The sequence below is a fragment of the Streptomyces sp. NPDC002868 genome (assembly GCF_055563295.1).
In genome coordinates this window covers 120,205-144,441 of the sequence record NZ_JBVHDR010000014.1, presented here as the reverse complement: position 1 = coordinate 144,441, position 24,237 = coordinate 120,205, and the positions used below count along the sequence as shown (strand labels likewise).

Below are 24,237 nucleotides of genomic sequence, written 5' to 3'. Positions count from 1 at the left end.
ATGTCGATCGACGTCAACAACGAGTCCGGAACCGAGGTCGACGAGCAGGCGATCCTCGATGTCGCCCGCTATGCGCTCGCGCGGATGCGCATCCACCCGCTCTCCGAGCTCTCGGTGATCGTCGTGGACGCTGCGGCCATGGAGCAACTGCACATCCAGTGGATGGACCTGCCCGGTCCAACCGATGTCATGTCCTTCCCGATGGACGAGCTGCGCCCGCCGGTCAAGGACGACGAGGAGCCCCCTCAGGGGCTCCTCGGTGACATCGTGCTCTGCCCCGAAGTCGCCCAGAAACAGGGCGAAGAGGCTCCGACGCAGCACTCCATGGACGAGGAGCTCCAGCTCCTGACCGTCCACGGGGTGCTGCATCTGCTCGGTTACGACCACGAGGTGCCGGACGAGAAGGCCGAGATGTTCGGTCTCCAGGCCGCGATCATCGACGGCTGGCGGGCGGAGAAGGGCCTTACCGGCCCGTCCCCGGCGCCGACCGTCTCATGACCGGCCAACTGCTCTTCGGGGCGATTCTGCTGGTCGTCGTCGCCTGGCTGGCGGCCTGCGCGGAGGCGGGCATCGCGCGCGTCTCCAGCTTCCGCGCCGCCGAGGCCGTACGCTCCGGGCGGCGCGGCTCCGAAAAGCTGGCGCAGGTCGCCGCCGACCCGACCCGCTATCTCAATGTCGCCCTGCTGGTGCGGGTGGCGTGCGAGATGGCGGCCGGGGTGCTGGTCACTTACGTCTGCCTGCAGGAGTTCAGCGCGACTTGGACGGCGCTGCTCGTCGCGATCGGCGTGATGGTGCTCGTCTCGTATGTCGCGGTGGGCGTCTCGCCGCGCACCATCGGCCGTCAGCACCCGCTGAACACCGCCACGGCCTCGGCGTACGTCCTGCTCCCGCTCGCCAGCGTCATGGGCCCCATCCCGCAGTTGCTGATCCTCATCGGCAACGCGCTCACGCCCGGAAAGGGCTTCCGCAAGGGCCCGTTCGCGAGCGAGGCCGAACTGCGGGCGATGGTGGACCTGGCCGAGCAGGAGTCGCTGATCGAGGACGACGAGCGCCGCATGGTGCACTCCGTCTTCGAGCTCGGCGACACTCTCGTACGCGAAGTGATGGTCCCCCGCACCGACCTGGTCTGCATCGAGCGCTACAAGACCATCCGGCAGGCGCTCACCCTCGCGCTGCGCTCCGGCTTCTCGCGCATCCCTGTCACCGGCGAGAACGAGGACGACATAGTCGGTGTCGTCTACCTCAAGGACCTGGTCCGCAAGACGCACATCAACCGCGAGTCGGAGGCCGATCTGGTCTCCACGGCGATGCGGCCCGCGATGTTCGTGCCCGACACCAAGAACGCGGGCGATCTGCTGCGTGAGATGCAGCAGGAGCGCAACCATGTCGCCGTCGTCATCGACGAGTACGGCGGCACGGCCGGCATCGTCACCATCGAGGACATCCTGGAGGAGATCGTCGGCGAGATCACGGACGAGTACGACCGTGAACTGCCGCCGGTCGAGGACCTCGGCGACGGGCGCTTCCGGGTCACCGCCCGGCTCGACATCGGTGACCTCGGCGAGTTGTACGGCCTCGACGAACTCGACGACGAGGACGTGGAGACGGTCGGCGGCCTGCTGGCGAAGGCGCTCGGCCGGGTGCCGATCGCGGGGGCGTCCGCGCCGGTGGACCTGCCGGACGGACGCACGCTGCGGCTGACGGCGGAGTCGCCGGCCGGCCGCCGGAACAAGATCGTCACGGTGCTGTCGGAGCCGGAGGAGAGGAAGTCCACGTGACCCCGCAGGAACTCAGGGCGTTCTGCCTGGAATTCAACGCGGCGGTGGAGGAGTTCCCGTTCGGGCCCGAGACGTCAGTCTTCAAGGTTCTCGGCAAACTCTTCGCCCTCAGCGCGCTGGACGCGGAGCCGCTGAGGGTGAACCTGAAGTGCGAGCCGGAGATTGCGGTCCAGCTGCGGGCGGACCATCCGGCGGTTGTCCCCGGCTATCACATGAACAAGCGGCACTGGAACACCGTGACGGTCGGTGAGCTGCCGGACCGGATGGTCCGGGAGCTTGTCGAGGACTCGTACGACTTGGTGGTGGCGGGTTTGCCGAGGGCGGAACGGCTGCGGCTGGACCGGCCGGCGTAGGCAACTGGGGCTCCGCCCCGGACCCCGCGCCTCAAACGCCGGCGAGGCTGGATTTCGCGTCCCGGACCGCGCCTCAAACGCCGGCGGGGCTTGGTTTCGGGGTTCCGCCCCCGGACCCCGCGCCTCAAGCCGGCGGGGCTGGGTTTCGCGTCCCGGACCGCGCCTCAAACGCCGGTCCAGCGGTGGGCTGAGCTGGGCCTATGTATATCCTCTGCCCGTTACCGGGGAGGGGGGAAGCTCCCCACGAGCCATTCCGATTCAGGGGAGTCACCACCTCATGCGTATCCGTATGCGCCGCGGCGCCGCCGCCGCCCTCGCCGTCTCCGCGCTGTGCTTCACCGCGGCCTGCGGCGGGGCCGCCGACCAGAAGCAGGACAAGGCCAACGACAAGGCCAAGGAGGCGCCGGCGCCCACCCCGCTGACCGCCGCGCAGATGAAGGCCGCGACGCTGGAGCTCAAGGACCTGCCGACCGGCTGGAAGGTCACCAAGCCCGAGCCCTCGAACGAAGACCCGAAGGCGGACAAGCCCGAGTGTCAGCCGATCGCCGGCACCTTCGCCGACAAGGTCGCCGGGGCGACGGTCGGCGGGGACCAGGAGTTCGAGGGCGGCGAGAGGTCGCTCGCCCAGCAGGTCTTCACCTATCAGGACAGCAGCGGCGCCACCGACTTCGTGAAGGCGATCTCCACCGCGCTCGACACCTGTAAGGGCTTCTCCTTCGAGATGGAGGGCATGAAGGCCGACGTCAAGACCGAGAAGATCACGGCGCCGAAGGCCGGCGAGGAGTCCCTTGCCTTCCGGGTGAAGATGGTGTTCCCGGAGATGGCCGAGGTGAAGTTCGAGATAAACCTCATGGTGGCTCGTCAGGGCACCGGCGTGACTCGGGTCGCGCACGTTCCGGCCGACGCCTCGGGCCACAAGGACTTCGACGCGCTGGCCAGGATGGCGGGCGACAAGTTCACCAAGGGCGCGCAGAGCTGACCTCGGCAGCACGGCAAGCGGCGAGGGTCCCGGCTCCGGGGCCCTCGCCGTTTCGGTCCGCGCCCGTCGATCTATGCTCGGGGCATGACGCAGAGCACCGGCCTCGGCCCCGAGGACCGCAAGATCATCACGCTGGCGCGCAGCGCCCGGGCCCGTAACGGTGTGCCTGAGGGCGCTGCGGTACGGGACGAGACCGGGCGTACGTACGTCGCAGGGACCGTGGCGCTGGACTCGCTGAAGCTGAGCGCGCTGCAGACCGCCGTCGCCATGGCCGTGGCCAGCGGCGCGACGTCCCTGGAGGCCGCGGCCGTCGTCTCCGAGGCCGATGCCGCTTCCGACGAGGACCGCGCCGCGGTACGTGACCTGGGCGGGCCCGCGACGCCGGTGCTGCTCGCCGGGCCGGACGGGGAGCTCAAGGCGTCGGTCGCCGCGGGCTGAGGCCCGGGCGGGCATGACAGCACCGTTGTAACAGGGACCGGCGTCACCTTTCCGGTGGCGGCGATTCCCCTTCCGGTCTGCGGAAACGCGGATCTTGACAGAATCTGATGGGTCATCAGACGGTGCATTTCGATTCCATTGACTTCTTCCGGCCGTACCACGTCAATGGCCCCCGGCATTCCTCAGAAGGGGGCAATCATGGCTACAGCCACCCGAAGATCCGCTGATCGAAGATCCGTCCCTCGGAAACCTGTCGGCCGCAGGCGGCGCTGGACCGCCGCGCTGGGAGCGGTCGCCCTTGTCGCCGGTACAGCGGCACTCGCCGGGCCCGCGCACGCATTGGCCGCCGCCTCCGCACCGGTGGACTTCGCGACCCACTGCGTACCTCCGCCCATCGCCGGCATCCCGCCCATCGACGGCACCACGACCGCCCAGATCACCGTCGACAACGCCGCCCCCAAGGTCGGCGACACCGTCACGGTCACGTACACCGTCACCAAACCGGCCGCCAGCAACCCGGTCGACATCGCGCTCCCGGCCGACATCATGACGCCCAGCGGCAAGGTCGCCCTCGGCGGCGCCCAGGCCGGCAGCGTCACCGTTACCGGACCCAAGAAGAATCCGCCGGTCCCCGGCAAGGGCGCGTTCCCGCCGTTCTCGATGACCGGCACCTTCACGGTCACCGCGCCCGGCTCGATCACCCTCTCGCCCGGCGACTACAACATCCACACCAGCTACATCATGGAGCTGGACACCCCCTGTACGGTCATCACTCCGCCCGCGCCCGTCTCCGAGACGATCGTCGCGACGGACCAGCCCGGGGCAAATGAGCGCGCCATCCAGCTGGCCGCGGCCTCCGGCAAGCCCGGCGACCAGGTCACCGTCACCGGCGCCAAGTTCACTCCGCTCGCCGACATCACCGTCGTCGGACGGGCCGGAGCCGCCGAGACCGCCGACAGGACGACCTTCAAGTCCGACGCCAACGGCGGCTTCACCGCACACCTCAAGGTCAACGACAAGGCGACCACCGGCATCGTCGCGTACGAGGGCGCCGCCTGGTCCACGGAGAAGGGCGCGGGCCCGGCGGCGTACACCGTCATCGACGAAACCCCACTGCCCGGCAACAGCCAGAAGCTCAACTCCTCCGTCGCGGCAGGCACGTTGTCCATGTCCCAGGCCGGTGACACCGTCGCTCTCTCGGCGGTCGACTTCGGCACGGGCGGGGCGTCCACCGGCGATCTGAAGACGGTGACGGTCAAGGACTTCCGCGGCGGCCCCGCGGGCTGGTCCCTGACCGGCAAGGTCACCGACTTCACCGGGCCCGGCGGAAAGATCGACGCCGGCAAGCTCGGCTGGACGCCGGCCTGCACCACCAAGCAGGGCAGTCCCAGCACCTGTGTTGCCGGTTCGGCGGGAGCCGTCGGCAGCGCGGGCGCGACCCTGGCCTCCACCCCCAACGGGGCGCTCACCGGAGGCGAGTTCACCCTCGACGCGAAGGTCTCGCTGAATGTCCCGGCGTACACCGCCCCCGGCGCGTACTCCGGCGTACTGACCCTCACGCTCACCTGACCGCGGCCAACCGAGCCACAAGCAGAAACAGCGGGCCGGGCGCGCACCCGGTCGGCCCGCCCACCCCGGGGGCTTCATGCGCAAGCTGCACCTCATCCTGCTGCCTGTCCTGATCGTGCTGCTGCACGGATACGGCGCCGTCCCGGCCACGCACGCCGCCGACAACGGCAACTGGTCCGTCTATCCCGCCTCTCCCCCTCGCTCCGCTGGGGGGATCCCCACCGAGCTGGGCAGGCGGCCGTACTTCTACCTCTCCGCCGATCCCGGCACGACCCTCACCGACCAGGTGACCGTCACCAACAAGACCGCGGCCCCGCGGACCTTCCAGCTGTACGCGGCCGACGCGTACAACACCGAGCGGGACGGCGGCTTCGCCGTACGCGCGCGAAACGAGAAGCAGCGCGGCGTCGGCGCCTGGGCCACGCTCGACCGCGAGCAGGTCACCGTCCCGGCGAACAGCTCGGTCACCGTGCCGTACACCCTCACGGTCCCCGAAGGGGCCGAGCCCGGCGACCACCCCGGCGCACTGGTCGCCCTCGACGAGCGCGTTCGCCCCTCGACGGCATCGGTCGCCGTCGGCATCCAGCAGGCCGTCGGCGCGCGCGTCTATCTGCGGGTGGGCGGCCCCACCGTGCCCGCGCTCTCCGTCGAGAACGTCGAACTCACCCATCAGCAGCCCCTGGTGCCGGGCACCGGCGAGAGCAGCGCGCTGATCTCGTACACGCTCCACAACCGCGGCAATGTGACCCTCAACCCCAAGGTCGCGCTCGAGGCGGAGGGCCTTTTCGGCCGCGATCTGCTGAGCCGCGAGCTGACGAAGATCCCCTCCGAACTGCTGCCGCGTCAGAAGATCCGCCTCACCGAACGCTGGTCGGGCGCGCCCCAGCTCGAATGGGGCGAGGTCCGGCTCACGGCCAGCGCGCGGGACGTCCGCGAGTCGGCAGGGGCCTCCTTCTTCGCGCTGCCGTGGCTGGTCGCGGTGGTGCTCGCGGCGGCTCTCGCGGGGGCGGGTGTGTGGGCGCGGCTGCGGCGCCGGCGGCCGCGCGTACTCGGGGGCGCATGACATCAGGGAGAATGGGCGCCATGAGCGCTCGTACTGATGAGAACAACGGCCCCCACCGGGCCGGCTTCGCCTGCTTCGTAGGCCGCCCCAACGCGGGCAAGTCCACCCTCACGAACGCTCTTGTCGGCCAGAAGGTGGCGATCACCTCCAACCGGCCGCAGACGACCCGGCACACGGTGCGCGGCATCGTGCACCGTCCCGAAGCGCAGCTGATCCTGGTCGACACCCCCGGCCTGCACAAGCCGCGCACGCTGCTCGGCGAGCGCCTCAACGACGTCGTACGGACGACGTGGGCCGAGGTCGACGTGATCGGCTTCTGCCTGCCGGCGAACGAGAAGCTTGGCCCCGGCGACCGCTTCATCGCCAAGGAGCTCGCGGGGATCAAGAAGACCCCGAAGGTCGCGATCGTCACCAAGACCGACCTGGTCGACTCCAAGACCCTCGCCGAGCAGCTGATCGCGATCGACCGGCTCGGCAAGGAGCTGGGCATGGAGTGGGCGGAGATCGTCCCGGTCTCTGCGGTCGGCGGCAAGCAGGTTCAGCTGGTGGCCGACCTGCTGATCCCGCTGCTGCCCGAGGGCCCCACGCTCTACCCGGAGGGCGACCTCACGGACGAGCCCGAGCAGGTCATGGTCGCGGAGCTGATCCGCGAGGCCGCGCTGGAAGGCGTACGGGACGAGCTGCCGCACTCGATCGCGGTGGTGGTGGAGGAGATGCTGCCGCGCGAGGACCGCCCTGCGGACAAGCCGCTGCTGGACATCCACGCGAACCTCTACATCGAGCGCCCGAGCCAGAAGGGCATCGTCATCGGTCCGAAGGGCAAGCGCCTGAAGGAGGTCGGCATGAAGTCGCGCAAGCACATCGAGGCGCTGCTGGGCACGCCGGTCTTCCTGGACCTGCATGTGAAGGTCGCCAAGGACTGGCAGCGGGACCCGAAGCAGCTGCGCAAGCTGGGGTTCTGACCCGCGCAAGCCGGGTCTGGCCCGCGCAGGCCGAGGTGCTGGCCCATAACGGCGTTATCCTGCTGCCGTGTCACCCGCTGATTCCGTACGCCGCCGACTTCTCGACGAGGCCGCCCGCGTCCTCGCCGAACAGGGCCCCGCCGCGCTGAGCGCCCGGCGCCTGGTCAAAGAGGTCGGCGCGTCGACCATGGCCGTCTACACCCACTTCGGCTCGATGCCGGGGCTCGTCCGCGAAGTGATGCGCGAAGGCTTCGAGCGCTTCAAGGCCCGCACCGACGTCGTACAGCCCAGCGACGACCCGGTCGCCGACCTGTACGCGATCTGCCGCGTCTACCAGGAGTTCGCCCGCGCCGAACCGCATGTCTACGCCGTCATGTTCGGCGGATCCCGGCTGGCCGGCTTCGAGCTGACGGACGAGGACCGCGAGAGGGGCACCGGCATGCTGCGCGTCCCGCACGGCGTCATCCGCCGCTGCACCGCCGCCGGCCGCTTCCGGGACGGCGACGACTCACTGCGCGCCTGGCAGCTGTGGTGCCAGCTGCACGGCCTCGCGCAGCTGGAGCGGGCCGGGTACTTCACCGGCCCGCGCACCCCGGACGAGACCCTGTCGGCCCTCGTCCGGGACTTCGCGATCGCTCAGGGGGACGGCGCGGAAGCCGCTTCGGCGTCGGCGCCCGTGCCCCTCAGGAGCCTTCCTTGAGGACGCGCGAGATCAGCTGCTGCTGTGCCGCGGACAGCCGGGGGTCGGAGCAGTACACCGTCCGCCCGTCGACCGTGATCTGGTAGCTGAACCCGTCCGGCACCCCGACGGGCGGCGTGCCCCGGCCGTCGGCCATCGCCTGCTCGGCCAGGGCATGCCACTCGCTCGCATCGGTCAGCCCCGAGGTGTCGACCTCGGCGAACCGCTCGATGCCGGCGAATCCTCCCGTGCGCCTTACCTGGATACGCATGGGTCCTGTCTAGTACGAGAACGGCTCAGTTGGTAGGCACCCCGACCTGAGACCACGCTTTCAGCAGAGCCTCCTGCTCCGCGCCCTCGCCGTAGCGCGAGCGCGCGGCGGCCACCGTCAGGGCCGCGAAGTCGGTGAACTGCGCCGTCGTCGCGAGTTCGCCGCCGGTGAGCACGTCGTACCAGATCTGGCCCGCCCGCTCCCACGCACTGCCGCCCAGTGCGGTGGCGACCAGGTAGAAGGCGTGGTTCGGGATCCCCGAGTTGATGTGGACGCCGCCGTTGTCGCGACCGGTCTTGACGTAGTCCTCCATCGTCGCGGGCTGCGGGTCCTTGCCGAGGACATCGTCGTCGTATGCCGTACCCGGCTCCTTCATCGAGCGCAGTGCGACCCCCGTGACGTTCGGGCCCAGCAGGCCCGCGCCGATCAGCCAGTCGGCCTGGTCGGCGCTCTGGCCGAGGGAGTACTGCTTGATCAGCGAGCCGAAGACGTCCGACATGGACTCGTTCAGCGCGCCGGACTGGCTGAAGTACTCCAGGTTCGCGGTGTACTGCGTGACACCGTGCGTGAGCTCGTGCCCGATCACGTCCACCGGCAGCGTGAAGTCCAGGAACAGATCGTCGTCACCGTCGCCGAAGACCATCCGCTCGCCGTCCCAGAAGGCGTTTCCGTACTTCTCGCCGTAGTGCACGGTCGCGTTCAGCGGCAGGCCGGCGTCGTCGATGGAGCGGCGGCCGTACGCCGAGAGAAACAGCTCGAAGGTCGCGCCGAGGCCCGCGTGGGCGCGGTTGACCGTGGCGTCCTTGGCAGGCTTGTCGCTCTCCGAGTGCACCTTCGTGCCCGGTACGGTCTCGCGGTGCTGGGCGTCGTAGATCGTGCGGTTCGGCTTGTCCGAGGCGATGCCGCTGACGCTCGGAGCGAGGCCGCGGACCGTGGTGATCCGGCGGCGGGTGCGCTGGAGGGCGTCGTGCTCGAGCGTTCGGGCGGCGGGCTCGGCGATCGCGGGGTTCTCGGCGCGGGCCAGTTTGTCGAGGACATGTGGCGGCACGATGGTGCAGAAGACCGGGTTGACCCGGCGGGCGTTGGCGTCCATGCGGGCGACTGTGGCACTGGGTCATGAAGCTGTCACTAGTTGCCACCATGATTGACGAAATGGAGTGATGGATCACCGTTTACCCGTAACTGAAGCGTGTCCCGCATACTGATACGGGACGTCCGCTTGTCGCGAGCCTCAGCTATGGTGATCTGCATCATGCGTTTCGGGCTGCTTCTCCTTAGCTGCCGCGGCGAGGGCCTGTAGTCGTAGGCCGACCCCCTCCCCGCGGGATCTGGTGCTGCTTCGACTCAGTCGGCCGTCCAACTTGATGGACCCCGAGGAGCCCTACGCAAATGTCTGACAACTCCGTCGGTCGCCCCACGCCCGTCACCAACGCGACCCACACCCAGAAGCCGTCCGGGATGCCGATCCACAAGTACGGCACGTACGACGCCGTGGACATCCCCGACCGCACCTGGCCCGACAAGCGGATCACCAAGGCCCCTCGGTGGCTGTCGACCGATCTGCGCGACGGCAACCAGGCCCTGATCGACCCGATGTCGCCGGCCCGCAAGCGCGAGATGTTCGACCTGCTCGTACGCATGGGCTACAAGGAGATCGAGGTCGGCTTCCCGTCCTCCGGCGAGACCGACTTCGCGTTCGTACGCTCCATCATCGAAGAGGGCGCGATCCCCGAGGACGTGACGATCTCCGTCCTGACCCAGGCGCGCGAGGAGCTGATCGAGCGCACCGTCGAGTCACTGCGCGGCGCGCACCGGGCCACCGTCCACCTGTACAACGCCACCGCGCCCACCTTCCGCCGGGTCGTCTTCCGCGGCTCGAAGGAGCAGGTCAAGCAGATCGCCGTGGACGGCACGCGGCTGGTGATGGAGTACGCCGAGAAGATCCTGACCGACGAGACGATCTTCGGCTACCAGTACAGCCCGGAGATCTTCACCGACACCGAGCTGGACTTCGCGCTGGAGGTCTGTGAGGCCGTCTGTGACGTCTGGCAGCCGGAGGCCGGACGCGAGATCATCCTCAACCTGCCCGCCACGGTGGAGCGTTCGACTCCGTCCACGCACGCCGACCGCTTCGAGTGGATGTCGCGCAATCTGTCGCGCCGTGAGTACGTCTGCCTGTCCGTGCACCCGCACAACGACCGCGGCACCGCCGTCGCCGCCGCCGAGCTGGCGATCATGGCGGGCGCGGACCGGATCGAGGGCTGTCTGTTCGGGCAGGGCGAGCGCACCGGCAATGTCGACCTGGTGACGCTGGGCATGAACCTCTTCTCGCAGGGCGTCGACCCGCAGATCGACTTCTCGCAGATCGACGAGATCCGCCGTACGAGCGAGTACTGCAACCAGATGGAGATCCACCCGCGCCACCCCTACGCGGGTGATCTGGTCTACACCGCCTTCTCCGGCTCCCACCAGGACGCCATCAAGAAGGGCTTCGACGCGCTGGAGGCCGACGCGGCCGCCCAGGGCAAGACGGTCGACGACATCGAGTGGGCCGTGCCGTATCTGCCGATCGACCCGAAGGACGTGGGCCGCTCCTACGAGGCGGTCATCCGGGTCAACTCGCAGTCCGGCAAGGGCGGTATCGCGTACGTCCTGAAGAACGACCACAAGCTGGACCTGCCGCGCCGGATGCAGATCGAGTTCTCGAAGATCATCCAGGCGAAGACGGACACCGAGGGCGGCGAGGTCACGCCGAAGGCGATCTGGTCGGTCTTCCAGGACGAGTACCTGCCGAACCCGGACAACGCGTGGGGCCGTATCCAGCTGCGCTCCGGACAGACCACCACCGACACCGACGGCATCGACACGCTGACCGTCGAGGCGGTCGTGGACGGCGCGGAGACCGTGCTGACCGGCTCTGGCAACGGCCCGATCTCGGCGTTCTTCGAGGCGCTGAGCGCGGTGGGCGTGGACGCCAGGCTGCTGGACTACCAGGAGCACACGATGAGCGAGGGTGCGTCGGCGCAGGCGGCGTCGTACATCGAGTGCGCCATCGACGGGAAGGTGCTGTGGGGGATGGGCATCGACGCGAATACGACGCGGGCGTCGCTGAAGGCGGTCGTCTCCGCGGTGAACCGGGCCGCGCGCTAGGACGCGGGGCGCGGCCGACAGCCGACCGCCGCCCGGCGGTCGGTTCGTCCTGAATTGCCGGACGGGCTTGAAATTCAAGTCCGTCCGGCGAATCGTGGGGCGAATCGTCCTGGCGAATCACGGCTCCTCGAAGGGGCGGTCTCCGGGACGAATTCCACTCAGTGCTGCTTGGTTTCGCATGTGCGTTTGTATGGGGCTGTCGGGCACCTGGGGGTGTGAGGCGCTGGGGCGACAGGGCAGGCCAATGGGGTGCTGACGCACAGGACAACGTTGCCGGTTGCGGGGCTCCCCGTGAGGGCGAGGATCGGCCATGTCCAGCCGTACTGCTTCCCGGGTGCTGACGCCGCATCATCGCTGTGGCTAACATCACGTCAACGCGGCAACGTTGCCGTGGGGGCGCCCCCGTGCCCAAAGGGCTACGGGGGAGTTACGGAGGTGGGACGTGCAGCCAGCCCGAGGACTATTCGGCCGAAAAGTGCTGGTCTGCGGCGTTCATACCTCCTGGAACACTGTGGGCGACGGTGAGTTCTTCTGTCCCGCTTGCGGAGGCGATCGCAACTACCGCCGGCGCACCGGCCGCCGCCGCTTCACCGTCCTCGGTGTGCCCCTGCTGCCGCGCGGCTCGGCGGGCCCGATCGTCGAATGCGCCGCCTGCCACAGCCACTTCGGCATGGACAGCCTCGACCACCCCACCACCGCCCGCTTCTCCGCGATGCTCCGTGACGCCGTCCACACGGTCGCCCTCGCCGTCCTCGCCTCCGGCGGCACCTCCTCCCGCTCGGTCCGCGAGACCGCCGTCGCCACCGTCCGCGCGGCCGGCCTCGACGACTGCACCGAGGACCAGCTCACGGGCCTGATCGAGGCGCTCGCCGCGGACACCGGCCGCTTCGTCACCGACACCGGGCCCTATGGCGCCGCGCTCGCCATCGAGCTCCACGAGGCTCTCGAACCGCTCGCGCCGCATCTGGCCCCCGCGGGCCGCGAGTCGATCCTGCTGCAGGGCGCGCGGATCGCCCTCGCGGACGGGCCGTACAGCCCGGCGGAGCGGGACGTGCTGACGACGGTGGGTGCGGCGCTGCGGCTGTGCGCGGACGATACGGCGCGGCTGCTGGCGGCGGCGCGTACGCCGTTCTAGCAGGGCCCTCCGGCGGTCGGGTTTCTACTCCCGGCGGAGTAGAAACCACCCCCGTGTCACCCTCTGCAGTAGCGCTCAACTCGGCCCTGCGCGCGAGGAATCCGCCCCTCCCCGACGGGAGTCTGGACACGACCCCGACGCCCCTGTCGGAAGGAGGCCGTGACGGCGGCCGCATCCACCACCGCGACGGCGGGCTGACCGCCGCGGAGGGCGTGGGCCCCCAGAAGGGCGTACGGGGTCTGGGGCGGAGCCCCAGGACATCTACCGGAGGATGGACCCGTGCAGCAGCCACAGACAGCCGTCCCGCGTCCAAGGCTCGGGGAGCGCGTCCTCACCGCCGTCAGCCGCGATCCCCTCACATCGCCTCACCGCGCGCGCAATGACGCCGTCCTCGCCGCCGCCATCGGTGTCCTCGCCGTCGTGCTCGCGCTCACCGTCGTCCACGAAGGCCGCCGGCCCGACGCGGTCGGGTGGGTACTCCTGGCCGGCAGCGTCGTCGCCCTCGCCTGGCGGCGCAGCAGACCCATGGTCGTCCTGCTCGCCGTCCTCGTCTGCATCGTCCCGTACCACGCCGCCGACAACACCCACCTCGCGCCCGTCCCCGGCTCCCTTCTCGCCCTCTACACGGTCGCCGCCGTCGCCCGGCCCCTGCACACCTTCCTCATAGGCACCGCCGTCATCGGCACGGCCGTGACCGTGATGTTCCGGATCGATGCCCACCAGGGGGAGGTGACGCTGCTCACCTCCGGCTGGATCCTCGCCGTGCTCGTCCTCGGCGTGGACGTACGCACCTACCGCCGCTACATCGCCTCCGTCGTCGGACGCGCCGAGCGGGCCGAACGCACCCGCGAGGACGAGGCCGCCCGCCGCGTCGCCGAGGAGCGCCTGCGTATCGCACGCGACCTGCACGACCTCCTCGCCCACTCCATCACCCTCATCGGCGTGCAGACCTCCGTCGCCTCCCACGTCCTGACCGTCGACCCCGACCGGCTCGACCATGCCGCCGTCGCCAAGGCGCTCGACGACATCACCGACACCTGCCGCACCGCCCGCGGCGAGCTGCGCACCACCCTGGAGGTCCTTCGGGCGGACGGCCCGGACGCCGCCGGACCGCTGCCGGATCTGACCGCGCTGCCTGGTCTCGTACGCGCCGCACAGGCCGATCTCGACGTGCGTACCGAGGAGGCGCACATCCCGCCCGCCGTCGAGGCCGCCGCCTACCGCATCGTGCAGGAGTCGCTGACCAATGCCGTACGCCACGGCGGCCCCGGCGTCCGCATACGCGTCGCGGTCGAGGCGGCAGACGGCCACCTGCGCGTCACCGTCACCGACGACGGCACCGCCCCGGGCGCCACAGAAGGCTCCGGCTACGGCATCGTCGGGATGCGCGAGCGTGCCCGTAGCGTCGGAGGGACACTGATGGCCGGCCCGCGCGACGGCGGCGGGTTCGAGGTCGCCGCGGCCCTGCCGCTCCAGCAATCGGAGGCCCTCGCATGAGCGTGATCCGCGTACTGCTCGCCGACGACCAGACGCTCGTACGCGCCGCGTTCGCGATGCTCGTCGAGTCCGCCCGCGATATGGAGGTCGTCGGCCAGGCGGCCACCGGCGCGGAAGCCGTCGAACTGGCCCGCAGCGAACGCGCGGACCTCGTCGTCATGGACATCCGCATGCCCGAACTCGACGGCATCGAGGCGACCCGCCTGATCGCCGCCGACGACGACCTCGCCGGGGTCAAGGTCCTGGTCCTCACCACGTACGACACCGACAAGCACATCCTCGAAGCGCTGCGCGCCGGCGCGTCCGGCTTCCTGGTGAAGGACACCAAACCGGCCGACCTGCTGGCCGCGATCAGGACGGTCGCGGCGGGGGAGTCCCTGCTCTCACCGGGCCCTACGTCCCGTCTGATCGCCCGCGTCCTGCGCATCCCGGACGAACCGCCCGCCACCGGCGGCCCGGACGGCCTCTCGGACCGCGAACGCCAGGTGCTTGCGCTGGTGGCCCGGGGCCTGAACAACACCGAGATCGCCGAGAGGCTCGGCCTGAGCCCGCTCACGGCGAAGACGCATGTCAGCCGGATCATGGGGAAGTTGGGGGCGCGGGACCGGGCGCAGCTGGTGATTGTGGCGTACGAGTCGGGGCTGGTGGTCCCGCGCGACGCGTAGCCGCCTGCGGCGGGGCCTTTTCCCCTACCCGCCCCTTCCCGAACTGGGGCTCCGCCCCAGACCCCGGTACGCCCTTCGGGCGTTGTCCTCAATCGCCGGACGGCTTGAATTTCCGCCCGTCCGGCCGAAACCTGATGCCCGCCCGGGCAAATCCAGCCTCGTGGGGGTCCCCCCGGACAAAGTCTGGGGGAGATTGAGGCGCGGGGCGGAGCCCCGGTCAGGGCCGAATGTTCAGCCCCGCCGGCATATGAGGCGCGGGGGTCCGGGGGTCGAGCCCCAGACACCGCCCCGCCGGGTCAGGCACCGCTCGCCCGCAGCATCGCCTCGCGCTCGACGATCTTCACCCGCTCACGCCCCTCCGCCGCACCCCGCTCCCGCTCCGCCGCGTCCAGCCGGTGCCACCCCTCCCACGTGGTGTAGGAAACACCCTTCGCCTCAAGGAAGTTGACGACGGCCTCCTCGCCGGGCGCGGCAGGCGCGTGCAGGCGGCCATTGCCGTGGTCGTTCAGCAGGTTGGCGACCGTCTCGTTCGCGTCGCCCTTGGTGTGGCCGATCAGGCCGACCGGGCCGCGCTTGATCCAGCCCGTGACGTACGTTGACTGCAGGTGCTCGCCGGCCTCCACGACCCGCCCGCCCTCGTGCGGGACCGTGCCGGTGAGGAAGTCGAAGGGCAGCTTGGGCAGTTCGTCGGAGAGATAGCCGACCGCACGGTAGACGGACTGCACGTCCCACGTACGGAACTCGCCCGTGCCGGTGACATTGCCCGAGCCGTCCAGCCGCGTCCGCTCCGTACGTAGCCCCACCACGCGGCCGTCCTCGCCGACGACCTCGGTCGGCGACTCGAAGAAGTGCAGGAACAGCTTGTGCGGCCGGTCGCCGACATCCCGGATCGCCCAGTTCTCCAGCGTCTTCGCGACCATGTCCGCCTGCTTGTTGGCCCGGCGCGTGGCGATGCTGCCCTCGTCGTAGTCGATGTCCTCGGGGTCGACGATCACCTCGATGTTCGGGGAGTGGTCGAGCTCCCTCAGCTCCATCGGGCTGAACTTGGCCTGCGCGGGGCCGCGCCGCCCGAAGACATGCACCTCGAGGGCCTTGTTGGCGGCAAGGCCGTCGTACACATTCGGCGGGATCTCGGTCGGCAGCAGCTCGTCCGCGGTCTTCGCCAGGATGCGGGCCACGTCCAGGGCGACGTTGCCGACGCCGAGCACTGCCACCTTCTCGGCCTCCAGCGGCCAGGTGCGCGGCACATCCGGGTGGCCGTCGTACCAGGACACGAAGTCCGCGGCTCCGTACGAGCCGTCCAGCTCGATGCCGGGTATGTCGAGCGCCCGGTCCGCGTCCGCGCCCGTGGAGAAGATCACCGCGTCGTAGAACTCACGCAGATCGTCCAGGCCGATGTCGCTCGGGTAGTCGACATTTCCGAAGAGGCGTATCTGCGGTTTGTCGAGCACCTGGTGGAGGGCGGTGATGATGCCCTTGATCCGCGGGTGGTCGGGCGCGACGCCATACCGGATCAGCCCGAACGGCGCGGGCATCCGCTCGAAGAGGTCGATGGAGACGCCGGGCTCGACGGCGGCCTCGGACTTCAGCAGTGCGTCGGCGGCGTAGATCCCGGCGGGGCCGGCACCGACGATCGCGATCCGCAGAGGGCGGGGCATGAATGGTTCCCTTCGAACGAGGTCCACGGGCGTGACCCGGCGAGTGAGACGGCCTGGCGCGTGCGGAGGGAGCCGACTCTCGTACGCCACCCTGGCAACGGCGCTCCCACCGCGGTACCCGCCCTGTACCTATGAACCCATAAGCCTGATCTATGACCCGGAACCCGGGAGGGGCGGGGTAAGGACACCCTAACCTTCCACCCTTGGGCAGCCCGCGGGGCCCCGCCCCCGGCCTCCTATCGCGCCGCCGGGCATCACGCGGGAAGCTGGGAACAGGAGGATCTGCCCGGGCGAAGGGGCCCCCGCAATGAACGCTGTCGAAAACACGGCACCCGGTGGCCGTCTCGCCGCCGCGCTCGAGAGCCCGATCGTCGGGATGTCCCCGTGGATCATCTTCTCGGTCGTCGTCGGCCCGGGCCGCTTCGGACTGGCGGTGGGCCTCGCCCTCGCCATGTCGGTGGCGCTCCTGGTCACGGCGCGGATGCTCTACCGCGGCACCTCGCTCAAGATCCTGGAAGTGCTGGACGTCCTCTTCTTCGCCGTGCTCGCCGGAATCGGAGCAACCTCGTCGCCGGGCACCCACAGATGGCTGGAGACGTACGCGGGCGAGATCTCCAACCTCGCACTGATGGTCATCGCCTTCGGCTCGATGGCCGTACGGGTGCCCTTCACGGTGCAGTACGGACGGGAACGCGTCGGCCCGGAGTACTGGAAGTCGCCCGAGTTCCTCCACACCAACCAAGTGATCACCGGCGTCTGGGGCGCGGCCTTCCTCGTGGCGGCCATCGCGGGCGGCTTCGGCGACCTTGTCCTGCACAACCCGAACAACCTCTGGACCGCGTGGATCATCCAGATCGCGGCGATCGTCACCGCGCTGAGCTTCACCGAGTGGTACCCACAGGTCGTCCGCAGCCGGAACCGCACCGGTGAGCCCCCGCCGCCGGTGCGCAACTTCCTGATCCCGCTGGCCGGATTGATCATCCCGGTGGGCGTCGTCTCCCTGATCTTCGACGCCGCGGCGTCCTGGTTCGGCGTCGGGCTGATCCTCATCGGGGTGATCCTGGCCCGCGCCATCAACAAGGACGCGGAGATGGAGCGCTCTAGAGGCGGACACCCTCGACGAAAGCGGTCCAACTGGCGGCTCCGATGACGAGGACGGGGCCGGTGGGGGTCTTGCTGTCGCGGACGGGGACGACGCCGGGGATGTTGTCGAGGACTTCGACGCAGCTGCCGCCGTCGCCGTCGCTGTAGGTGCTCTTGCGCCACCTGGCCGCGCCCACGAAGTCGTAGGCGACCTCGACGCATTCGCCGCCGTCGCCGTCGCTGTAGGTGCTCTTGCGCCACCGGGCGGTGCTCAGGTCGTACTCGCGCATCGTCTGAAGTCCTCCGCCGCCGACTCGATCAGGGTCAGGGTCGCCTCCGGCGACAGCGCGGCGGCCCTCAGTAGATCGTAAGCCGCCTGTGTCCGCTTCACCACTGCCGGATCGTCCAACAGATTCCCCGAATACACGGCCTCTGTATAGGCAGTTGGTGGAGCGTCCTCGAACTCCATGAGCGTGAGCATCTTGCCCATCTGTGGGTACGCACCGGCCGCGTACGGCATCACCTGGATCAGGGTCTTGCGCTCGCGCACCAGCGCCGCGATGTGGTCCAGCTGGCGCGCCATGGCGGCAGGGCCGCCCGCGGGGATCCGCAGCGCGGTCTCGTGCAGGATCGCCCAATACACGGGCCGTGCAGCGTCCTTCAGGATCTGGGCGCGGTCTATCCGCGCCTTGACCGTCTCCTGGACGTACTCGTCGGCGGCGAGCGGATTGCTCGCCAGGACGACCGCCTGGGCGTATTCCGCGGTCTGGAGGAGCCCGGGCATCACCGTCGGCGCGAACTCACAGATCTTGGTCGCGAGCGCCTCAAGCTCAGCCGCGGCCGCGAAGTAGTCCGCGTACCGCGAAGTACTGATCAGCTTCCGGCACATCCGCTCGAAAAAGCCTCCGGTTTGCAGCGTCTCATCGATCCGCTGTGCCACATCCAATTGCGGCTTCCGAATGGCCTGTTCGAATTGGCCGATGTATCCGCCTGACACGAAAACCCGCGCGCCCAGCGCCGCCTGAGTGAATCCCGCCTCCTCCCGGAGCCGCTTCAACTCGGCTCCGAAGAACTCCCAAGCCGCCTGCCGTGAACCGTTGGCCATCGATCAAACCCCTTGTGCAGCTGCCCCGTTGTAGTGCGCATACCCCTGTCGAGAGTAGCTGCGGGCCATCACCGTTGTAATGCGAAACGTGAAATCGGATGGGGAAGGGAAGTCATGGCGCGCAAGGAAAACCCGCGGCACTCGGTGGAATGCATCGAAGAGGCGGAGGAAGCTGTGAACAAATTGCGTACGGCCCTGGAGTGGTCCGGCATTACCCTGCCGTCGCTGCGCCTGGAGCCCGCTTCGTACGCACGCGACGTGCCCTGTCCCCTGGTCGAATTGGGGCGCTGCACCGTCGACATCGTCCGCATGCTCACGGCAGTACTGCCGAAGGAAGGAGGAGTCGCACGGTGACGCCGCCCGTCGGGTCCTACGTCGTCGACATCCGCACCGGACAGGTGGGCCGGCTCATGGGGGAGGCGGGCGCGCGGCTGCTGCTGAGACCGGTCGGCGGGGGCCGGGAGTGGGAGTGCGAGCCGGACGCGGTGCGGCCCGCGACCGCGGCGGAGCGGATCAGCGCGACGACGGCGTACGTGAACGCCCGCAGCCGGGGCGAGGTGACCTGACGCCGGCCGTCCGGCGCCCGCTTCTGCTCACCCGGCGGCGGCGGGCGTAGGCGGCGAGGCATCGGTGTATCTGGTGAGTAGTAGCGCGATGTCGTCCAGTCGGTTCGGGGACTGGCGGGCGTCCCGCAGGAGTGCGTCGGCCAGTTCATCCAGGGACCCCACACGAGCATGGGCCAGCGAGGTCCGCAGCCGGTCCATGCCCACACCGATGTCGGACCCGCGTGTCTCGATCAGTCCGTCCGTGTAGAGGGCCAGGACCGAGCCGGGCAGGAGATTCAGCTCCGATTCCGGGTAGTCGACGGTGCGTTCCACTCCGAGTAGCGGGCCGCCCGGCAGATCCAGGATCTCGGTGTGCCCGTCGGGCCGGCGCAGCAGGGGCGGGCAGTGGCCCGCGCGGACCACGTGCGCGACTCCCGGACCCGGTTCGATGAGGACGTAGCAGCAGCTGGCGAGGAGCCCGGGGGCGAGGTCGAGGAGCAGCCGGTTGGTACTGGCGATCACATCGCTCGGACTGTGGCCCGCGGAGGCGAAGGCCCGTACCGCGCTGCGCACCTGGCCCATGGTGGCTGCGGCGGCGACATTGTGGCCCTCGACGTCGCCGACGACCAGCACGACGCCGCGGTCGGTGGGGATCGCGTCGTACCAGTCGCCGCCGATGTCCATCCCGCGGGTACCGGGCAGGTACCGGCCGGTGACGCGGACGCCCGGCATTGTGGGCAGTAGGTGCGGAAGCAGCGCGTTCTGCAGGCCCCGGGCGAGAGTGAATTCGGCGTCGTAGAGCCTGGCACGTTCCAGTGCCTGGGCGATCAGACCGCTCAGCGCGGTGAGGAGGCTTCGTTCCTCGTTGGGGAACCGGTGGACCTCGTCGAAGCCCAGGACGCAGGCACCCACGGGGCGGCTGGAGGCGATCAGGGGCAGGAACGCAAAGGAACTGGACTCGGCGTGGAGCTCGGGATAGGCCCGCAGGAACTCTTCCCTCGATTCGATGAACAGCGGGACCCCGGAGGTCAGCGACCCGGTCACGGGCCCCCCTTGATGCAGCGGCCTGCCCTCGAACCGCTCCAGGAAGCTCTCGCGGTAGCCACGCTGCGACATCAGACGCATGTGCCGCTCGTGCACCACGTATATCGCCAGTCGGTGACCGCCGACGGCGGGCAGGAGCTGATCGGCGACGACATCGCCCACTTCGCGCGCGGTGACCGCCTCGGTCAGGGCGCTGCTCATCTGAAGTACGCGATAGATGGCGCTCAGACGCGTCGGTGCGGGACGCGAGGACGGGGCGGCCCCTCCTGCCTCCGCGGGCAGTGATCCGGGCTCGGTCCCGGCCGGGACCGGTTGTCCGGCCGGCGCTGCCCAGCCGGTCATGCCCTGCGCATCCGGGCGGAGGGAGAACACGAGCCACTGGTCGGGGGATTGGGCCAGGAAGGAGACGGGCTGCTGGGAGACCCTGGCGGCCCGGAAATGGTCTTCGTAGGCGGGTTCGGCCAGCCACGGCAGGACGTCCCAGGGGCGCCGGCCCACCAGATCCTCCCGGCGTACGCGCATCAGCCGCACCAGGCTGTGGTTGGCGTAGGTCACACACCCCTCTCGGTCGAGCGAGAAGAAGCCGTCCGTGAGCCGTTCGATCGCCGCGACGGCGGCCATACCCGACCCGAGGTCCAGGACTCCGCCCACCAGGTGGGGCCGCGCCTCCCCGTCGGCGGCGGTCTCAGGTACCCGGCCCCACAGCTCGACGGTGCGGTGACCTCCGCCCTTCTCCGGCACGCGCATGCATTGGGCGAGGATGCGGCCCTCCTCGACTCCAGTACGGGCGGCAGCCTGGAAACCGGGACGGTCCGCTGGGTGCACCTTGGCCGCCAGTGTGGCCGCTTGTCCGTCGTACTCGTCCGGGGCGAGGCCGAAGATCGAACACAACGTGGCATCCGCTTCGAGGGCTCCGGTGCCGAGATTCCAGTCGAACAGGCCTACCCGCACCGCCGAGGCGGAAGGTATCGCGACCTCCACCGGAACGGTCTCCATGTCGCACCCGACGTCGGCGCCGCGCGCGTTCAGCTCGGCGAGCGATGCGCCGAGGCGGCCGGCCGCGGTGCGCAAATGCCGTCGCTGCGCCTTGGACAGCCCTTGCCCTCCGGACTTGGAGGCCCACACCACAGCCATGGACCCGAAGGTCTCCTGCCCCGCCGTGACCGGTACGGAGGCGGAGCCGAAAGGGTAGGGCAAGGCCACTGCGAGCTGGGGAAATCGCCGCATGGTCTCGTCGGCGTCGACCAGATGGACCGTCCGCCTGGAGCGGAACGCCTCCGCGACGGGGATGGGACTGCTCACAGGAATCCGCCGCCAGCCGCCGAGCAGGGAAGGCGGCATCCCAGCCGCTGCGGCCAGTACCAGCGTGTGATGGTTGCGCGAGATGAGGAACACACTCGCCGCGTGGGCCCCGGTCACCTCGACGGCTTTGAGGACGGCATCAGTCAGCGCGTTGTCACGCTCCGCCGCGCCTTCGGCGCTCGTAGTGCCGAAGGGGTGCGTACTCAACCTGGTATCGGTGGACGACACGCTGGCCCCGATCGTTGCGATGGTGGCGTGGCCTGCTCGTCAGGGGTGTTTGTCTAATTCTCGTATGGAATGGGTCATCGCGAAACCTGGAGGGGAGCGATGAGTTTGCCCGCCCCGCGCCGTCCTACCTGCATGGACAAACAATTCGGCGCAACGCTGCAGAAGAGCCCTGCGAAGGGCGGCTGGACCTATGTCGTGTGGCCCGCGTCGGTCGAGTACTTCGGCACTCGGGGTCTGGTCAAGGTCCGGGGGACGATCGACGGGCATCCGTTCCAGAGCTCGTTCATGGCCCTGGGGGACGGCACGCACAAGCTGCCCGTGAAGGCCGACGTACGCAAGGCGATCGGCAAGGAGGCGGGGGACAGCGTGACGGTCCGCCTGGAGGAGAGGGTGAGCGACTGACTGCTGACCGGTCCCGGTCAACCGACAGCGGTCCGTACGGGACAATGGCCGCATGAGCCTGTTCCGTGATGACGGCGTCGTCCTGCGCACCCAGAAGCTGGGTGAGGCCGACCGCATCATCACGCTGCTCACGCGCGGGCACGGGCGTGTCCGTGCGGTCGCCCGTGGCGTGCGGCGGACCAAGTCCAAGTTCGGGGCGCGGCTCGAGCCCTTCTCCCATGTCGACGTGCAGTTCTTCGCCCGCGGCAGCGAACTCGTCGGCCGCGGGCTCCCCCTGTGCACCCAGAGCGAGACCATCGCTCCGTACGGTGGCGGCATCGTCACCGACTACGCCCGCTACACCGCCGGCACCGCCATGCTGGAGACCGCCGAGCGGTTCACCGACCACGAGGGCGAGCCCGCCGTCCAGCAGTACCTCCTCCTCGTCGGCGCCCTGCGCACCCTCGCCCGCGGCGAGCACGCGCCACACCTCATCCTCGACGCGTTCCTGCTGCGCTCCCTCGCCGTCAACGGCTACGCGCCCAGCTTCGACGACTGCGCGAAATGCGGCATGCACGGGCCCAACCGTTTCTTCTCCGTCGCCGCCGGCGGCGTCATATGCGGCGACTGCCGGGTGCCCGGCAGCGTCGTACCCTCTGCGGAGGCCATCGGTCTGCTCAGCGCGCTGCTGACCGGCGACTGGCCCACGGCGGACGCGTGCGAGGCGCGCCACGTCAGGGAGGGCAGCGGGCTCGTGTCCGCCTATCTGCACTGGCACTTGGAGCGCGGCCTGCGCTCGCTGAGGTACGTCGAGAAGTAGAGAAATAGGAGATGTGAACCGCATGGCACGACGCGGAATCCTGGGCCGGTCCCGCCGCGAGTACAAGGTCCCCGAGCCGCACCCCTCCGGCGCGCGCCCGCCGAAGATCCCCGGCGAGCTGGTGCCGAACCATGTGGCGTGCGTCATGGACGGCAACGGCCGCTGGGCCAAGGAGCGCGGGCTGCCGCGCACCGAGGGCCACAAGGTCGGCGAGGGCGTCGTCCTCGACGTCCTCAAGGGCTGCATCGAGATGGGCGTCAAGAACCTCTCCCTGTACGCCTTCTCCACCGAGAACTGGAAGCGCTCGCCCGACGAGGTGCGCTTCCTGATGAACTTCAACCGCGACGTCATCCGCCGCCGCCGTGACGAGATGGACGAGCTCGGTATCCGTATCCGCTGGGTGGGCCGGATGCCGAAGATGTGGAAGTCCGTCGTCCAGGAGCTCCAGGTCGCGCAGGAGCAGACCAAGAACAACGACGCGATGACGCTGTACTTCTGCGTCAACTACGGTGGCCGCGCCGAGATCGCCGACGCCGCGGCAGCCATCGCGGCGGACGTGAAGGCCGGCAAGCTCGACCCGTCGAAGGTCTCCGAGAAGACGATCCAGAAGTACCTGTACTACCCGGACATGCCGGACGTCGACCTGTTCCTGCGCCCGAGCGGCGAGCAGCGCACCTCCAACTACCTGATCTGGCAGAGCAGTTACGCCGAGATGGTCTTCCAGGACGTGCTGTGGCCGGATTTCGACCGGCGGGACTTGTGGCGGGCGTGCCTGGAGTACGCGCAGCGGGACCGGCGGTTCGGCGGGGCGATCCCGAACGAGGAGCTGGAAGCGATGCGGGGGCGGCCCGAGGGCACGTCTGCGTGAGCGGGGGGGTCCCACCCCGCCCCTTCCCGAAACCCTGACGGGACGTCTGGGGGTTGACGCCCCAGACCCATGAGCGGCAGCTTCGCGCCGCGCACCCGGCACGGGCCGGGCCGGTTCTGTCCTCAAGCGCCGGACGGGCTTGAGAAATCAAGCCCGTCCGGCGATTGAGGACACGGGGTCCGGGGCGGAGCCCCGGTTACTTGGCGGCGGCCGCCGCCGCGCACTCCGCGCACGTGCCGAAGATCTCGACCGTGTGCGCCACATTCACATAACCGTGCTGCGCCGCGATCGTCTCCGCCCACTGCTCCACCGCCGGCCCCTCGACCTCGACCGCCTTGCCGCACACCCGGCACACCAGATGGTGGTGATGGTCGTCCGTCGAGCAGCGCCGGTAGACGGACTCGCCGTCGGACGTGCGCAGCACATCCACCTCGCCCGCGTCCGCGAGCGACTGCAACGTGCGGTAGACCGTGGTCAGACCCACCGAGTCGCCGCGGTGCTTGAGCATGTCGTGCAGATCCTGCGCGCTGCGGAACTCATCCACCTCGTCGAGCGCCGCAGCCACCGCGGCACGCTGCCGGGTCGACCGGCCTCGCACTGGGGCGGTGTTCCCGCCGATTGGCGCCGTCGTCACAGGTGCCTCCTCGCTTTGCCCGCACACGTG

26 protein-coding genes are annotated in these 24,237 nt (G+C 69.6%); 19 read left to right on the top strand and 7 right to left on the bottom strand.

What is annotated here, in order from left to right:
- The 9 genes from ybeY to ACZ3H8_RS33050 all read left to right on the top strand — a co-directional run bounded on the left by ybeY (position 1) and on the right by ACZ3H8_RS33050 (position 7,842).
- A complete protein-coding gene (gene ybeY, locus ACZ3H8_RS33090; RefSeq protein ID WP_467408048.1) occupies positions 1 to 498 on the top strand; it encodes an rRNA maturation RNase YbeY in 498 nt (165 codons plus the stop codon).
- Positions 495 to 1,778: a hemolysin family protein gene (locus ACZ3H8_RS33085; RefSeq protein WP_467408046.1), complete on the top strand. Its 1,284-nt coding sequence runs from the start codon at positions 495 to 497 to the stop codon at positions 1,776 to 1,778. Before ybeY ends, ACZ3H8_RS33085 begins: the two co-directional genes overlap by 4 nt.
- The gene (locus tag ACZ3H8_RS33080) at positions 1,775 to 2,131 is read left to right on the top strand and encodes an MmcQ/YjbR family DNA-binding protein (RefSeq protein ID WP_467408045.1); all 357 of its coding nucleotides are present in this window, start codon (positions 1,775 to 1,777) and stop codon (positions 2,129 to 2,131) included. The genes ACZ3H8_RS33085 and ACZ3H8_RS33080 overlap by 4 nt, the downstream gene beginning before the upstream one ends.
- Before the next feature lie 277 nt (positions 2,132 to 2,408).
- A complete protein-coding gene (locus ACZ3H8_RS33075; protein WP_467408043.1) occupies positions 2,409 to 3,110 on the top strand; it encodes a hypothetical protein in 702 nt (233 codons plus the stop codon).
- Between the two features lie 84 nt (positions 3,111 to 3,194).
- On the top strand, positions 3,195 to 3,548 hold the full coding sequence (locus ACZ3H8_RS33070; protein WP_467408042.1) for a cytidine deaminase: 354 nt from the start codon (positions 3,195 to 3,197) through the stop codon (positions 3,546 to 3,548).
- A 198-nt stretch (positions 3,549 to 3,746) separates the two neighbouring features.
- A complete protein-coding gene (locus ACZ3H8_RS33065) occupies positions 3,747 to 5,117 on the top strand; it encodes a beta-xylosidase (RefSeq protein ID WP_467408040.1) in 1,371 nt (456 codons plus the stop codon).
- 76 nt (positions 5,118 to 5,193) lie between these two features.
- Positions 5,194 to 6,180 (top strand): WxL protein peptidoglycan domain-containing protein, encoded by a 987-nt coding sequence (locus tag ACZ3H8_RS33060; RefSeq protein ID WP_467408039.1) that lies wholly within the window; start codon positions 5,194 to 5,196, stop codon positions 6,178 to 6,180.
- A gap of 20 nt (positions 6,181 to 6,200) precedes the next feature.
- Positions 6,201 to 7,142, top strand: a complete 942-nt coding sequence (gene era / locus ACZ3H8_RS33055) for a GTPase Era (protein WP_467408038.1) — start codon at positions 6,201 to 6,203, stop codon at positions 7,140 to 7,142.
- A gap of 67 nt (positions 7,143 to 7,209) precedes the next feature.
- The gene (locus ACZ3H8_RS33050) at positions 7,210 to 7,842 is read left to right on the top strand and encodes a TetR/AcrR family transcriptional regulator (protein ID WP_467408036.1); all 633 of its coding nucleotides are present in this window, start codon (positions 7,210 to 7,212) and stop codon (positions 7,840 to 7,842) included.
- Here the strand turns inward: ACZ3H8_RS33050 and ACZ3H8_RS33045 are convergent.
- Positions 7,826 to 8,092: a protealysin inhibitor emfourin gene (locus tag ACZ3H8_RS33045; protein WP_467408034.1), complete on the bottom strand. Its 267-nt coding sequence runs from the start codon at positions 8,090 to 8,092 to the stop codon at positions 7,826 to 7,828. The genes ACZ3H8_RS33050 and ACZ3H8_RS33045 overlap by 17 nt on opposite strands.
- Positions 8,093 to 8,117: 25 nt before the next feature.
- A complete protein-coding gene (locus ACZ3H8_RS33040; RefSeq protein WP_467408033.1) occupies positions 8,118 to 9,185 on the bottom strand; it encodes a M4 family metallopeptidase in 1,068 nt (355 codons plus the stop codon).
- 296 nt (positions 9,186 to 9,481) lie between these two features.
- Between ACZ3H8_RS33040 and leuA the strand changes: the two genes are divergently transcribed.
- The 4 genes from leuA (at position 9,482) to ACZ3H8_RS33020 (ending at position 14,539) form a co-directional block, all read left to right on the top strand.
- Positions 9,482 to 11,242, top strand: a complete 1,761-nt coding sequence (gene leuA / locus ACZ3H8_RS33035) for a 2-isopropylmalate synthase (RefSeq protein ID WP_467408032.1) — start codon at positions 9,482 to 9,484, stop codon at positions 11,240 to 11,242.
- 442 nt (positions 11,243 to 11,684) lie between these two features.
- The gene (locus ACZ3H8_RS33030) at positions 11,685 to 12,377 is read left to right on the top strand and encodes a TerB family tellurite resistance protein (RefSeq protein ID WP_467408030.1); all 693 of its coding nucleotides are present in this window, start codon (positions 11,685 to 11,687) and stop codon (positions 12,375 to 12,377) included.
- 279 nt (positions 12,378 to 12,656) lie between these two features.
- Complete coding sequence (locus ACZ3H8_RS33025; protein WP_467408029.1) at positions 12,657 to 13,874, top strand: sensor histidine kinase; 1,218 nt, start codon at positions 12,657 to 12,659, stop codon at positions 13,872 to 13,874.
- Entirely contained in the window at positions 13,871 to 14,539 is a 669-nt protein-coding gene (locus ACZ3H8_RS33020; RefSeq protein ID WP_467408027.1) for a response regulator transcription factor, read from the top strand. Before ACZ3H8_RS33025 ends, ACZ3H8_RS33020 begins: the two co-directional genes overlap by 4 nt.
- Positions 14,540 to 14,835: 296 nt before the next feature.
- On the opposite strand, the gene ACZ3H8_RS33015 is transcribed toward ACZ3H8_RS33020, so the two are convergent.
- On the bottom strand, positions 14,836 to 16,197 hold the full coding sequence (locus ACZ3H8_RS33015; RefSeq protein ID WP_467408026.1) for an FAD-dependent oxidoreductase: 1,362 nt from the start codon (positions 16,195 to 16,197) through the stop codon (positions 14,836 to 14,838).
- Positions 16,198 to 16,504: 307 nt separating this feature from the next.
- Here ACZ3H8_RS33015 and ACZ3H8_RS33010 point away from each other — a divergent pair, with 307 nt between their 5' ends.
- Entirely contained in the window at positions 16,505 to 17,347 is an 843-nt protein-coding gene (locus ACZ3H8_RS33010) for a DUF3159 domain-containing protein (protein WP_467408024.1), read from the top strand.
- On the opposite strand, the gene ACZ3H8_RS33005 is transcribed toward ACZ3H8_RS33010, so the two are convergent.
- Together ACZ3H8_RS33005 and ACZ3H8_RS33000 are read right to left on the bottom strand one after the other, a co-directional pair.
- Positions 17,298 to 17,570, bottom strand: a complete 273-nt coding sequence (locus ACZ3H8_RS33005; protein WP_467408023.1) for a DUF397 domain-containing protein — start codon at positions 17,568 to 17,570, stop codon at positions 17,298 to 17,300. The two genes, ACZ3H8_RS33010 and ACZ3H8_RS33005, sit on opposite strands and share 50 nt — an antisense overlap.
- Positions 17,552 to 18,385 (bottom strand): helix-turn-helix domain-containing protein, encoded by an 834-nt coding sequence (locus ACZ3H8_RS33000; RefSeq protein ID WP_467408021.1) that lies wholly within the window; start codon positions 18,383 to 18,385, stop codon positions 17,552 to 17,554. The genes ACZ3H8_RS33005 and ACZ3H8_RS33000 overlap by 19 nt, the downstream gene beginning before the upstream one ends.
- A 114-nt stretch (positions 18,386 to 18,499) precedes the next feature.
- Between ACZ3H8_RS33000 and ACZ3H8_RS32995 the strand changes: the two genes are divergently transcribed.
- Entirely contained in the window at positions 18,500 to 18,739 is a 240-nt protein-coding gene (locus ACZ3H8_RS32995; RefSeq protein ID WP_467408020.1) for a hypothetical protein, read from the top strand.
- A complete protein-coding gene (locus tag ACZ3H8_RS32990; RefSeq protein ID WP_307663618.1) occupies positions 18,736 to 18,951 on the top strand; it encodes a hypothetical protein in 216 nt (71 codons plus the stop codon). Before ACZ3H8_RS32995 ends, ACZ3H8_RS32990 begins: the two co-directional genes overlap by 4 nt.
- Before the next feature lie 27 nt (positions 18,952 to 18,978).
- Here ACZ3H8_RS32990 and ACZ3H8_RS32985 read toward each other — a convergent pair whose 3' ends face one another.
- Complete coding sequence (locus tag ACZ3H8_RS32985) at positions 18,979 to 21,504, bottom strand: SpoIIE family protein phosphatase (protein ID WP_467408018.1); 2,526 nt, start codon at positions 21,502 to 21,504, stop codon at positions 18,979 to 18,981.
- A gap of 132 nt (positions 21,505 to 21,636) precedes the next feature.
- Here ACZ3H8_RS32985 and ACZ3H8_RS32980 point away from each other — a divergent pair, with 132 nt between their 5' ends.
- Genes ACZ3H8_RS32980 through ACZ3H8_RS32970 form a run of 3 tightly spaced genes read left to right on the top strand, consistent with a single transcriptional unit; the run spans position 21,637 to position 23,573 of the window.
- The gene (locus ACZ3H8_RS32980) at positions 21,637 to 21,906 is read left to right on the top strand and encodes a DUF1905 domain-containing protein (RefSeq protein ID WP_467408017.1); all 270 of its coding nucleotides are present in this window, start codon (positions 21,637 to 21,639) and stop codon (positions 21,904 to 21,906) included.
- A gap of 52 nt (positions 21,907 to 21,958) precedes the next feature.
- Positions 21,959 to 22,705, top strand: a complete 747-nt coding sequence (recO, locus tag ACZ3H8_RS32975) for a DNA repair protein RecO (protein WP_307663621.1) — start codon at positions 21,959 to 21,961, stop codon at positions 22,703 to 22,705.
- Positions 22,706 to 22,727: 22 nt separating this feature from the next.
- Positions 22,728 to 23,573, top strand: coding sequence for an isoprenyl transferase (locus tag ACZ3H8_RS32970; RefSeq protein ID WP_356233466.1), 846 nt, complete (start codon positions 22,728 to 22,730; stop codon positions 23,571 to 23,573).
- 196 nt (positions 23,574 to 23,769) lie between these two features.
- On the opposite strand, the gene ACZ3H8_RS32965 is transcribed toward ACZ3H8_RS32970, so the two are convergent.
- Positions 23,770 to 24,207 carry a Fur family transcriptional regulator gene (locus ACZ3H8_RS32965; RefSeq protein WP_307663623.1) on the bottom strand — a complete coding sequence of 146 codons (438 nt, stop codon included), beginning with the start codon at positions 24,205 to 24,207 and terminating at the stop codon, positions 23,770 to 23,772.
- Positions 24,208 to 24,237 lie beyond the last annotated feature (30 nt).

Coding starts and splice junctions, on each gene's coding strand:
- ybeY (WP_467408048.1), top strand. CDS start 1: ATGTCGATCGACGTCAACAACGAGTCCGGAACCGAGGTCGACGAGCAG.
- ACZ3H8_RS33085 (WP_467408046.1), top strand. CDS start 495: ATGACCGGCCAACTGCTCTTCGGGGCGATTCTGCTGGTCGTCGTCGCC.
- ACZ3H8_RS33075 (WP_467408043.1), top strand. CDS start 2,409: ATGCGTATCCGTATGCGCCGCGGCGCCGCCGCCGCCCTCGCCGTCTCC.
- ACZ3H8_RS33070 (WP_467408042.1), top strand. CDS start 3,195: ATGACGCAGAGCACCGGCCTCGGCCCCGAGGACCGCAAGATCATCACG.
- ACZ3H8_RS33065 (WP_467408040.1), top strand. CDS start 3,747: ATGGCTACAGCCACCCGAAGATCCGCTGATCGAAGATCCGTCCCTCGG.
- ACZ3H8_RS33060 (WP_467408039.1), top strand. CDS start 5,194: ATGCGCAAGCTGCACCTCATCCTGCTGCCTGTCCTGATCGTGCTGCTG.
- era (WP_467408038.1), top strand. CDS start 6,201: ATGAGCGCTCGTACTGATGAGAACAACGGCCCCCACCGGGCCGGCTTC.
- ACZ3H8_RS33045 (WP_467408034.1), bottom strand. CDS start 8,092: ATGCGTATCCAGGTAAGGCGCACGGGAGGATTCGCCGGCATCGAGCGG.
- ACZ3H8_RS33040 (WP_467408033.1), bottom strand. CDS start 9,185: ATGGACGCCAACGCCCGCCGGGTCAACCCGGTCTTCTGCACCATCGTG.
- leuA (WP_467408032.1), top strand. CDS start 9,482: ATGTCTGACAACTCCGTCGGTCGCCCCACGCCCGTCACCAACGCGACC.
- ACZ3H8_RS33020 (WP_467408027.1), top strand. CDS start 13,871: ATGAGCGTGATCCGCGTACTGCTCGCCGACGACCAGACGCTCGTACGC.
- ACZ3H8_RS33015 (WP_467408026.1), bottom strand. CDS start 16,197: ATGCCCCGCCCTCTGCGGATCGCGATCGTCGGTGCCGGCCCCGCCGGG.
- ACZ3H8_RS33010 (WP_467408024.1), top strand. CDS start 16,505: ATGAACGCTGTCGAAAACACGGCACCCGGTGGCCGTCTCGCCGCCGCG.
- ACZ3H8_RS33005 (WP_467408023.1), bottom strand. CDS start 17,570: ATGCGCGAGTACGACCTGAGCACCGCCCGGTGGCGCAAGAGCACCTAC.
- ACZ3H8_RS33000 (WP_467408021.1), bottom strand. CDS start 18,385: ATGGCCAACGGTTCACGGCAGGCGGCTTGGGAGTTCTTCGGAGCCGAG.
- ACZ3H8_RS32995 (WP_467408020.1), top strand. CDS start 18,500: ATGGCGCGCAAGGAAAACCCGCGGCACTCGGTGGAATGCATCGAAGAG.
- ACZ3H8_RS32980 (WP_467408017.1), top strand. CDS start 21,637: ATGGACAAACAATTCGGCGCAACGCTGCAGAAGAGCCCTGCGAAGGGC.
- recO (WP_307663621.1), top strand. CDS start 21,959: ATGAGCCTGTTCCGTGATGACGGCGTCGTCCTGCGCACCCAGAAGCTG.
- ACZ3H8_RS32970 (WP_356233466.1), top strand. CDS start 22,728: ATGGCACGACGCGGAATCCTGGGCCGGTCCCGCCGCGAGTACAAGGTC.